The sequence below is a fragment of the Streptomyces sp. NTH33 genome, assembly GCF_003236365.1.
In the GTDB taxonomy this organism is placed as follows: Bacteria; Actinomycetota; Actinomycetes; order Streptomycetales; family Streptomycetaceae; genus Streptomyces.
The window spans coordinates 1-10,369 of record NZ_POTZ01000255.1 but is presented as its reverse complement, the minus strand read 5'-3'; the positions used below and the strand labels follow the sequence as shown (position 1 = coordinate 10,369).

Genomic DNA, 10,369 nt, shown 5'->3' with positions numbered 1-10,369 from the left:
CTCTTGCGCCCCACCGCGCAGTAGGCGTCGACGGCGGCACCGTCCCCACCCGGCTCCCCGGTGGCCTCCGGCCGCCACTCCGGCACCCGCACGACCCCCGGCTCCACCAGCTCCAGCCCGTCGAAGAACCCGGCGATCTCCTCGACGCTGCGCACGTAGTACGGAACGGCACCACTCGCGTTGTACGCCTGGGACGCGGCGATCATGCCCTCGCTCGTCGCCGTACTGTCACTGATCACCAGGTGGCTGCCCGACCCGAGCCCCGCCATCAGCCGGCGCACCAGGTCACGGGCCTGCCCGTAGTCGCCCACATGACCGAGTGTGTTGAGGATCACCAAGCCGACCGGCTGGGTGAGGTCCAGCGTCCCGGCGGCGGCCCGCAGGACGGCCTCGGGGTCGTAGAGGTCGGCGTCCAGATAGTCGGTCCTGCCCTCGGGCGTGCTCGTGAGCAGGGCGTGCGCGTGGGTGAGAACGATCGGGTCGTTGTCGACGTACACGATCCGCGCGTCCGGAGCGACGCGCTGCGCCACCTCATGCGTGTTGTCGGCGGTCGGCAGTCCGGTCCCGATGTCCAGGAACTGCCGTATCCCCTGCTCACCGACGAGGTACCGGACGGCCCTCCCCAGGAACTGCCGGCTGGTCTGCGCCACGTCGACCAGCCCGGGGAAGATTCCCTTGATCTCGTCGCCGATCTCCCGGTCGACCTCGTAGTTGTCCTTGCCGCCGACGAAGTAGTTCCAGAACCGCGCCGAGTGCGGCTTGGTCGTGTCGATCCGGGCACGTGTCGCGAAACCGGCGCCGTCCTGACTGATGTCCTCGGACACGGGTGAGCCTCCTGTGGTGGGCGATGACCAGTGCAGCACCCCCAACCTATGCGAACTGACCATGACACGCCCGGAGTTCACAGCCCCGAAGCGCAACCGCCGGGCGGCCGACGCCCCCGCCGAGTAAAGCCGGGGCTCTGCTTCCGGCACCTTGATCCGCTGCCGGTCCGCGGCCTGCCAGCGCAGGAACGCGTCCTGCACGGCGTCCTCGGCGGCGGTGGCCGAGCCCAGCAGCCGGTACGCCGGCGAGGCCGGCCGGTCGCGGCCGGCCTCGAACCGGCTGGTGTCGAAGCGATCAGTGGCGGTGCTGTCCCCGCGGACCACCCCAGGCGGCTCCGCGACCGCCTTCTCGGCGGCCGCATCCGGCGCGGGGGCCAGGCGGCGCCTGCGTTTGGGCAGGCCGAAGGTCGGGTGCGAGGTGGTCCACAGCGGCATCTTGAGGATGCCCGCCTTGATCCGCGCGGCCGCAGGATGTCCGGCGGCCCGAACCGCTCCTGGAGCACTGCTTTCATCGCCCTGCCCCATCTCCTCGGGACCCGTCACGACCGACACATGTCCGCCGCGCGGGTGAGGGCAAGGTAGGCGTACGCAGTACAGCCGTCGATGGCCGCCGGGCGCGAGCCGGACGGCGGGGACGGGGCGCTCAGCCCACAAAGAGCCGTACCAGCCCGCCGCACGCCTGCGGCGTCCCACGCACCGTCACCGCGACGCAGCGGACCGAGCCCGTGCGCGTGCGCACCCGCCCATGACCGTCCAGGGTCTCCGCCCGCCGGTAGTGGATGCCGTGATCTTGGGATCCGTGAAGAGGGCCTTCGTCGGGGCCGAAGTTCTTCGGCACGTGCAGGTGGCCGGCAGTGCCGAACGATGTGTTCGCTGAGACCGAGCTGGGTGCGCGTAGCAATCTCGAACGGGCCCACCACCAGCCCTACGCCTCGGACGCCGAACGCCAGGCAGCATTTCCCGGCTGGCTGGACTGGTACGACTGCCACCGACCCCACACCAAAATCGGCGACCAAACCCCAGCCGGCCGCGTCACCAACCTCTCCGAACAGCACACGCGCTGCAGCCAGTCCTGCCGCCACACGATCTGCAACTCGCTGTGCAGCTCCGGATCAGCTTCCTTCGTGATGCGCTCGGGGCTTGCGACCCGAAGAAAACCCGGTTGTACGGTGATCGTCCCGGCGCCTAACGTCTGCCCTCATCGGCGTGTAGCTCAGCAGCAGAGCACCGGGCTCGGGACCCGGAGGGCGCAGGGGCGGAACCTGCCACGCCGGCTTATGAACGACAACGCTGAGCAGCAGCCTCTCACCGCGGCCCCGTCCTATCCGGAGGCCCAGCCGGCCAAGGCCTTCACGACCGCGCTGACCCACGAGGACGCCGGCACCCGGCGCCGCGCCGAGGTGCGCGGGCAGCACTGGTGGGAGGTCCTCGCGGGAATGGCCGCAGGCCGGCTGTCGGTCGGTTCGCGCACGCCCGTGGACGGGCTTCCGCCCTGGGTGACCCTTGAGGTGCTGCGGGGCGGCTTCGCCACCGGGACCGCGAGCGCGGGCGGCCCGCTCCAGACGTACGAGTCCGAGGCCGCGCGGAGTTTCGGGGTGCCCGCTGAGCGGCGCGCGCTCTTCGCACACTGCCTCACCGAGCCCGGACTCGCCTGGCTGTGGGCCCGGTTGGACAGCGGCCACTACGGGATCGGTGTGCCCGAGGAGGCCGCGCTGCTCACCATGGCCTGGCTGGTCCGGCGCGGGGAGACCGACGCGGCGCTCGGCCTCGTGGCGGAACTGGAGCCGTTCGCCGACCGGCTGCGGTTCCTGCCCCGCCCGGCGGACGGGCCTGCGCCGGACGCCACTGCGGCCGTCCACCGGTACACCGTCTCCGAGGCCGCTGACACCCTGAGAGGGCGGCAGCCCAACGCGGCCGTCGAGACTCAGCGCGAGGCGCTCGCCGTATGGCAGCCGTTCGGCGACGAGCTGCTCGTCCACTGGCTGCGGACGGTACGGGACGGACGGGTCCTCGAACTCGTCCCGGATGCCGACTGGCTGGCGCACGGCGAGGTCCTGCTCGGCCGCTACCGGCTGCTCGCCGCGGAACACACCCGCTGTACCAAGCACCGCAACCCCAAGGAGAATCTGGGTATTCTGCGCGGCGCGCTGGAGGAGACCGTCGCCGGACGGCCGCTGGACGCGCGCCGGCTCGGTCTGCTGCGGCATGCGGTGGAGTCCATGGTGCGGCGGCGCGGTCTGCCCGGCTCCGTTGCGCACACAGCCCTGCGCCGGCGCCAGGCCGAGCAGGCAGCGCTTCCTTCCCACCACGCCCTGGCCCAGCTGATGCTGCGTCGGCTCGCCGTACTCCCGCAGGAGACGGGCATCACCGATGTCGCCCCGATCCTGGGCGCGGTGACCGAGGAGGAGAGCCGGGAGACCGGCCTGCCCCTCGGAGCAGTCGTACCGCCCACGATCCGCCAGGTGGTCGAGTCCGCGCTGAGCGCACCGCTCGGCACGCTCGTGGAGCGGGGCGTCGTCCCGTCCGCTGAGGTCCTGGCCGAACTGGTGCCGCAGTTGGTCGCCGCCACCACCGCGCAGGCGTACGACGACGAGACGCTGCGAGCGCTGATGGCCGCGAACTACCGGGCGTTCCGCAGCCGCCGCTCATTGCTCCTGCTCAACCTGGAACGGCAGGTGCGCGTCGAGGAATTGCCCTGGGTACGGGCGGTGTCGGGGCAGCGATCCGCGGTGCTGGGCAAGCCGGACGGCGAAGGCGCGCTCGTCGTGCTGCGGCAGCTGGGCGAGCTGGCCGTGCAGGCCTTCCCGGGCACGATCCTGCCCAACCCGCTGGTCCGCGAGTTCGGCGTTCTTGAACGCCAGTGCGATCTGGGCGCCCCGTTCGTGGAGGAGCTGGCCGCCGACATCTTCATGGGCACGTTCAGCCCGAAGTTCCTCACGGCGGCGCGGATCGCGGGCGAACTGCTCGACGGCACACTGTACGAGCGTTACCACGGCATCGACTACGCGGCGATCCGCAACCTGGCGATCGCCGAGACCGGTGCGGCCCTGACCCGTTCCCACGATGCCCGCACCTCTCCCGGTTTCGCGCGGCTGTGCGCCGAGCGGGCCGGGACGGCGTCGCGGTCCTGGTCGGTCGCGGCGAACGGCACGGTGATCGAGCAGGCGCAGATCCTCACCACGCACAACCTGGCCACGCTGGTCCACCGGGCGGGCATCGCCCCGCGGCCCGGCTGGGCCGGCCTGGCGCGCCGCTGCTTCGTGACCGTGTGCCGGCTGGCCTCCCGTGTGCACCGCAACCCGCGGCCATGGGGCACCATCAAGGACGCTGCGTACGCGTGGCGCCAGATGGTGTTCCATCTGTCCCTGTGCCCGCCGGAGGAACAGCGGCGGATCATCGCAGGTCTGGACGAGGAGACGGCCCGCCACCCCGCCCATGTCGCAACCCGGCTGGCCCCCGCCCTGGCGGGCCTGGCCCTGGTCGTCGAGGGCGGCGCTTTTGACCGTGAGGGAACGGCGGACGGTGGCCACGCCCGGCGCTTCCTGGGGTGGAGCACCGACAGGCACTGGATGCGGTGAGGGCGGAAGCGCAGACACGGAGGGGTCCGGACTGGTTGAGTGGACGGAGTTCGACACGGGTTCCGCATTCATCCCCGGCGTGAACGCCGGGGCTTTCTGCAAGAGTCCCGGTAACCGTCGCGGTAAGGCATCCGAGTGGATGGCGGGCGACGTTGTGCCTGCGCAGGAGTCGGCGTCCGCGTCCAGCGGTCAGCGCCCGTTCGGCCGGCTACGTCACCGCGGTCAGCGTCGCGTAGACCACGACGTTGCTCAGGTAGCCGGTGCGCTTGGTGTAGCCGCCACCGCAGGTGATCAACCGGAGTTCGGGCCGGCCGGAACTGCCGTAGACCTTCTTGCTGGGGAACTTCTTCCTGTCGTAAAGCTCGACGGCACGGACGGCGAACACCGCTGTCCGCCGGTCCGCCCGGCTGATCTCGATGGTGGCGCCCTTGGTCAGGGCGCCGAGGTTGTAGAAGACACCGGGGTCGCCGGTGGGTATGTCCAGATGCCCGGTGACGATGGCGGTTCCTGCCGAGCCGGGAGCCGTGCCGTCGCCGTACCAGCCGGCGAGGCCGGGTTTGCCAGGTGGTGGAGTCCGTAGCGCCCCTGCCGCATCGAGGCCCACCCGTGTCATCGGGGCGTTCACGCCGATGGCGGCGATCCGGAGCCGGACCGGATCCGCGGGGGGCAGCGGATGGACCGTGGGGCGGGTGGAGTCCGCAGAGGTCGAGAAGGCCTGGGCCGCCGATGGCTGCGGTGGCTTCTCGTCGCGCACCCCGCTGATCAGCAGCACCGCACCTGCCGTCGTCGCGCAGGCCAGAAGGAGCACTGCGGGGACGAACCGATCTCGGGAAGCGCTGGTGTGGTGTCCGGGTGCCATCGCGGTTGAACCTTTGCTTCACGGCGGGTGTGTTGCAGCGGGTGGTGCGGGCTTCGCGGTGGACGGACCTCGCGGCCACCGGATCCATTCCGTTCCGGGGGCCGGTGACAGGCCGAAGCGGACGGGGCCGGCCGGCAAAGTCGGATGGTCAGGTCCGGTTGCCGTTCGGGCGGCGGCACATCCAGACCACACCCCCGGCGGCGGCCGTGACGAGCAGCCCACCGCCCAGGGCGATTCCCATACCGGTGTCTTCGGCCGGTCCGAAGCCGGCTCTGACCGAGCCGCTCGGAGGGCGGCCGGTGACCCGGTACGTTTCCGTGACCCTGGTCCGTGGCGGACACTTCAGGGTGATTGTGTCGCTGCTGCCCGGCCTGGTTCCTTCCGGGATCTGGAACTGGCCGGTGAGGACCCCCTCCTGGTCGCCTCCGAAGAGGTGGAACTCTCCTCCCACCTCCGACCAGCCCTTGCCGTAGTCCGCGTCAGTGGCGCAGGCCCTCGTACTGACCGTGACCGTGGAACCCGGGTAGGCATTCCACGGGTCGATACGGACATCCGAGTCATCAGCGGCGGCGGCCGGGATCTGCAGTCCGAGGGCACCGAGAGCCAGGACGATACCTGCACCCATGTGTGTGTAACGCATGCGAATCCTCCAACGGGACGGTGTCCGGCCTGTCTGCGCGGCGCCTCTCCTGTGTTCCGCTCACGAGGCAACCGACAGTCCGACAGTTCCGCAACCTGACGGATCGCCAAACGAGTCGCCCAGTCAGGTGCCGCGGCGTTCCCTCTTGATCGCTTACGCAGGTCACCGACGCGGAGATCGTCACTACCCATCACCCACCGCTCCGTCCCCATAACGGTGAAAGTCGATTGGGCGGTCCTGCACGGTGTGGTCTGCCTCAGGCAGCCGCGCCGGGGGCGGCGTGACCTCCCTGCGGGCCGGGCGTCGTGCACGGCACGCGTGCTGACGCCACCCCCTGCGGACGCGTATGCAGCGGAGGGCTGACCGCCGAAATCCACCTCGCCCGCAACGGCAAGGGCCGCCTCCTCGCCATCCTCGTGACACCGGTCCAGCGTCACGACAGCGTCTGCGCACGGCCTCGGTTGGAACGGATTCGCGTTCCTCGCGCCGGCCTCGGCCGGCCGCGCCGCCGACCCGTCCGTGTGACCGCGGACAAGGCCTGCAGCTCTCGCGGATTCCGCGGCTCCCTGCGGTGAACCGCCGACTTGTACGGCGACGCCGGCTTCAACGACGTGATCAGCTCCAACAAGTAGTGCTCTTCGTGAGTCTTCGCACCAACCGGCGGTCCGCGCTCCTGGCGCGGACCGCCCTGGTAGGAGTCGTGCTCGGCATCGGCCTGACGAGCTGCGCGGAACAGCACGCGACCAGCCGGCCCACGGGACCGCTCCCCGCCCCAGCACATCGGCGATCGATCTGGTCACGCACAGCGGCACCTGGCCCCGTACCCAGCGAGTGATCGAGGACGCCCTGTCCGCGCTGGAGCGCCGCTGCCTGCGCGACAACGGGTTCGACTACCCCGTCGTCAGATCGGCGCCGTCCACCGATCCGGAGAACGAGACCGCTGTCATCGGCCTCACCGAGCGCAGGACACACGGCTACGGCTTCGACCCGGCGACAGCCGGGTGGCACCGAGGTTGCCCCACTGGTCGACGGGCAGGAAGACGGGATCGCCAGGGGCGGCAGAGTCGGTCGGAGCGGTGCCCTGCGAGGAACGCAGGGCGGCGGTCGCGCGGGCTCTCTGCTGCAGTGGAGGCAGAGGCTTGCCCTCGGCCTCGGGGGCAGGGTTTGCACAGGTGGAGCACAGTGGCCAGGACGCGGTTGGCCGTGGTCGGTTTGTCTTTGACGCCTGCTCCGGGAGCGCGGCGCCGTGCACTGCCGCGTTGGCGGAGCCGTTGCCGTTCACGTAACCCGGCCGGTCCAGGTGCCGGTTCGCCGACGAGGTGGTCCGGTCCCGCTTCGGGCACGCCGGTCAGTTCCGGGCTGCGCAGTGCTGCAGCCTCAGGACGCCGCGGTGCCGCTGCCGGCCGGGTGGCCGGGGTGCGGCGGCCGCTTTGGCCATGGGACCGCGCCGAGTGCTGTGGGACGTTCCCCGTGCGGCCCGTCAGCGATGCCGGTGGGTGTTGAGCCGGGCGGCCTGGCGCGTCAGGTGGTCGCGTTCGGCGAGGTTGGGTGCCTTGTGGGCCGCCTCGGCGTACAGCCGTGCCGCCGTTGCCGGGTCGCCGTCGCGCTCGTGGAGGTACGCCGCCACCGCGGTGTAGCGGGGCAGTGAGGCGTCCAGCGCCGCGAGTGCCGCCAGGCCGGCGCGCGGTCCGGCGGCCTCGCCGACGGCGACTGCGCGGTTGAGCCGGACGATGGGGCTGTCGGTCAGGCGCGTGAGCTCGTCGTACCACTCGACGATCTGCACCCAGTCGGTCTCCTCGGCGGTGGGCGCGTCGGCGTGGAGGGCTGCGATGGCGGCCTGGGCCTGGAACTCGCCCAGCCGGTCGCGGGCGAGGGCCGCCTGCAGGATTTCGATGCCCTCGGCGATCGACTCGGTGTCCCACCGGCCGCGGTCCTGCTCCGCAAGTGGTACCAGGCTGCCGTCGGGTGCGGTCCGGGCGGCGCGCCGGGCGTGGTGGAGCAGCATGAGGGCGAGCAGCCCTGCCACCTCGGGGTGGTCGATCTGGGCCGCGAGTTGCCGGGTGAGCCGGATGGCCTCGGCGGCGAGGTCGACGTCGCCGGAGTAGCCCTCGTTGAAGACCAGGTAGAGGACGCGCAGCACGGTGGCGACGTCGCCGGGCTGGTCGAACCGCACGGCGGAGACGGTGCGCTTGGCCCGGCTGATACGTTGCGCCATGGTCGCCTCGGGCACCAGGTAGGCCTGGGCGATCTGGCGGGTGGTCAGCCCGCCGACGGCGCGCAGCGTGAGCGCGACCGCGGACGATGGCGTCAGCGACGGGTGGGCGCACAGGAAGTAGAGCTGGAGCGTGTCGTCCACCGCGGGCGCGGGCCCGGGCGCCGGCTCCTCGCCGAGGAGGTCCTCACGCCGGCGGCGGGCGGTGTCCGCCCGCCTCGCGTCGAGGAACTTGCGCCAGGCCACGGTGACCAGCCAGCCCTTCGCATCCCGCAGGGGGTATCCCCTGCTCGAAGAGCTTGGGGAGGGATCGGCCGGCCAGACGCGGACCGCCTCGAGAAGCGCGTCCTGGACGGCGTCCTCGGCCGCCGCGAAGTCGGCTCCGCGGCGGACGAGGATGGCGAGCACGCTCGGCGTGAGGTTGCGGAGCAGGGCCTCGTTCGTCGATGAGGTCACTGTGTGATGGTGGGCGGCGCGGCCAGGAACGGGCGTACCTCGAGCCACTCGTGGATCGGCTTCCCACCCGCCCCGGGGGCGGCCGACAGTTCCCCGGCCAGTTCGATGGCGCGCTCGTAGCTGTCCACGTCGATCACCATCCAGCCGGCGATGAGGTCCTTGGTCTCGGCGAACGGGCCGTCGGTGACCGGCGGGCGCCCCTCACCGTCGTACCGGACGAACGTGCCCTCGGGGGCGAGCGCCTGACCGTCGACGAACTCGCCGGTCTGCTCGAGCCGGGCCGCGAAGTCGTGCATGTACTGCACGTGCGCCGAGATCTCCTCCGGCGTCCACTGGTCCATCAGCACGTCGTTGACCGCAGCCGGAGCGCCGCGGTAGTGCTTGAGCAGCAAGTACTTCGCCATCGTGTCTCTCCCTGGTGCTGATGCGACCCATTGTGGTCGCGTTCACCTCGGGGACGGAGCCAGTCACGGGTTCTCGACATCACCGCCCGAACTTTTTTGGGCTCTCATGGGTGAGCCCTGGCAAGCCGTCTCACGATGCCCGGATCCACGTGACTGGGCGGGTCCGCCGGCTGTGTCCACTCGGCAGGCGCCCCGCGGGCACAGGGAGCACGCCGGCTGCCGCGGCGGGCCGTGGGGACCATCCCTGCGGGTGCGGGGGTACACCGGCAGTCCCAGTTCGAGACGGATGCCGACGAAGACCGCGGCCCCGGCGCGCAGGACCCATGGGCCGAAGGACTCGCCGACGACGCCCCCACTCGCGTGCTGCGCCAGACCTGCATCGACGTCCTGTGCGCCTATCTCCGCCTGCCCTGCACCGCCGAGGCCGACCTCCCGGCAGGTGGCACAGAGGCCCGGCATGCCTACCTGGCCTTGCGGGAGGTCCGGCACACCGTCGTCCGCCTCATCCGCGACCACCTGCGACTGCCCTCCGAACACCCGCACTCCTGGCAGGGCCACGACTTCTACTTCACCGGCGCCACGTTCGACGGCGGAGTCTTCTCCGGCGCGGTGTTCTCCGGCGGCTCTGTCTCCTTTGCTTCGGCGCGGTTCTCCGGCCGGGTCCCCTTCAACAGCGCCCGGTTCTCGGGAAGCTATGTGGACTTCAGTAGTGCGCTGATCGACGGCACGGTCAGCTTCGACCATGCCGAGTTCTCCGGCAGCACAGTCAGCTTCGACCGGACGAAGTTCTCCGGGGATGCGGTCAGCTTCGGGGGCGCGGAGTTCGGAGGCGGTACGGTCGACCTTCGTCGTGCCAGCGGCGTAGCGCCATCCGGCCTCGTCCCGCTGAGCGGGCCGCCTCTTCCGACCGGACTGCTGCTGCCCCCTGAGTGGCACCCGACCGCATCCTGACATCGCCGTGCGGGGTGCCTTCTACGCGATCCCCTACCCAGCAACCCCGCCCCGGGCTTGACGGTCAGCGGCTACCGGCTGAGCCGCCGGCACTGTCACCGGAGCAACAACTCACCCCTGCCATCCGCCTGCCGGGCGGGCGCCGACCCGTCCGGCGAGCGCGAGCCCGACACGTTCCAGAACGTGGTTGAGCCGCGTGGTGCAGCGCGTGTACGGGGAGGTCAGCCGAGCGAACGGCTCGGCGAAGGTACGGCGCGGGCAGTCACCTGCAGCGCAGATGAAGCGCCGGACCGTCAGCCGGATCACGACGCTCTGCCCGCCGAACGGGAGATCCTTCAACCTGCGCCGGGTGGTGACGCGGGCGTTGTTCGTGTCGGCGACGGGCGCAGGCAGGAAAAGCTCCGCCCGCGTGGCCCTGGCGTCGAGCTGTCTCTTATGCACATCT

General features: G+C 71.2%; 7 protein-coding genes, 1 tRNA gene and 2 pseudogenes. 3 read left to right on the top strand and 7 right to left on the bottom strand.

Annotated features, from left to right (window positions below; all coding sequences use genetic code 11):
- Positions 1-824 (bottom strand): SAM-dependent methyltransferase (locus C1I97_RS41680; protein WP_258382699.1); only part of this gene is annotated, 824 nt, incomplete at its 3' end.
- Positions 825-2,026: 1,202 nt separating this feature from the next.
- Between C1I97_RS41680 and C1I97_RS22840 the strand changes: the two genes are divergently transcribed.
- Positions 2,027-2,098 (top strand) — tRNA-Pro (locus C1I97_RS22840).
- A gap of 3 nt (positions 2,099-2,101) precedes the next feature.
- Entirely contained in the window at positions 2,102-4,402 is a 2,301-nt protein-coding gene (locus C1I97_RS22835) for a hypothetical protein (RefSeq protein WP_111005062.1), read from the top strand.
- A gap of 208 nt (positions 4,403-4,610) precedes the next feature.
- Here the strand turns inward: C1I97_RS22835 and C1I97_RS22830 are convergent, their stop codons facing one another.
- From C1I97_RS22830 to C1I97_RS22815, 5 genes and pseudogenes are all read right to left on the bottom strand, one after another.
- Positions 4,611-5,261, bottom strand: coding sequence for a class F sortase (locus C1I97_RS22830; protein WP_111005061.1), 651 nt, complete (start codon positions 5,259-5,261; stop codon positions 4,611-4,613).
- A 148-nt stretch (positions 5,262-5,409) separates the two neighbouring features.
- Positions 5,410-5,901 (bottom strand): sortase, encoded by a 492-nt coding sequence (locus C1I97_RS22825; protein ID WP_111005060.1) that lies wholly within the window; start codon positions 5,899-5,901, stop codon positions 5,410-5,412.
- Positions 5,902-7,064: 1,163 nt separating this feature from the next.
- Positions 7,065-7,316: pseudogene (locus C1I97_RS43000) on the bottom strand (ISAzo13 family transposase); the annotation flags it as partial.
- 65 nt (positions 7,317-7,381) lie between these two features.
- Positions 7,382-8,569: an RNA polymerase sigma factor gene (locus C1I97_RS22820; RefSeq protein WP_111005059.1), complete on the bottom strand. Its 1,188-nt coding sequence runs from the start codon at positions 8,567-8,569 to the stop codon at positions 7,382-7,384.
- Positions 8,566-8,973: a YciI family protein gene (locus C1I97_RS22815; RefSeq protein ID WP_111005058.1), complete on the bottom strand. Its 408-nt coding sequence runs from the start codon at positions 8,971-8,973 to the stop codon at positions 8,566-8,568. The genes C1I97_RS22820 and C1I97_RS22815 overlap by 4 nt, the downstream gene beginning before the upstream one ends.
- Positions 8,974-9,204: 231 nt before the next feature.
- Between C1I97_RS22815 and C1I97_RS22810 the strand changes: the two genes are divergently transcribed.
- Entirely contained in the window at positions 9,205-9,924 is a 720-nt protein-coding gene (locus C1I97_RS22810; protein WP_258382698.1) for a pentapeptide repeat-containing protein, read from the top strand.
- A 111-nt stretch (positions 9,925-10,035) separates the two neighbouring features.
- Here the strand turns inward: C1I97_RS22810 and C1I97_RS22805 are convergent.
- Positions 10,036-10,369, bottom strand: a pseudogene (locus tag C1I97_RS22805) (transposase family protein); the annotation flags it as partial.

Coding starts and splice junctions, on each gene's coding strand:
- C1I97_RS22835 (WP_111005062.1), top strand. CDS start 2,102: ATGAACGACAACGCTGAGCAGCAGCCTCTCACCGCGGCCCCGTCCTAT.
- C1I97_RS22830 (WP_111005061.1), bottom strand. CDS start 5,261: ATGGCACCCGGACACCACACCAGCGCTTCCCGAGATCGGTTCGTCCCC.
- C1I97_RS22815 (WP_111005058.1), bottom strand. CDS start 8,973: ATGGCGAAGTACTTGCTGCTCAAGCACTACCGCGGCGCTCCGGCTGCG.
- C1I97_RS22825 (WP_111005060.1), bottom strand. CDS start 5,901: ATGCGTTACACACACATGGGTGCAGGTATCGTCCTGGCTCTCGGTGCC.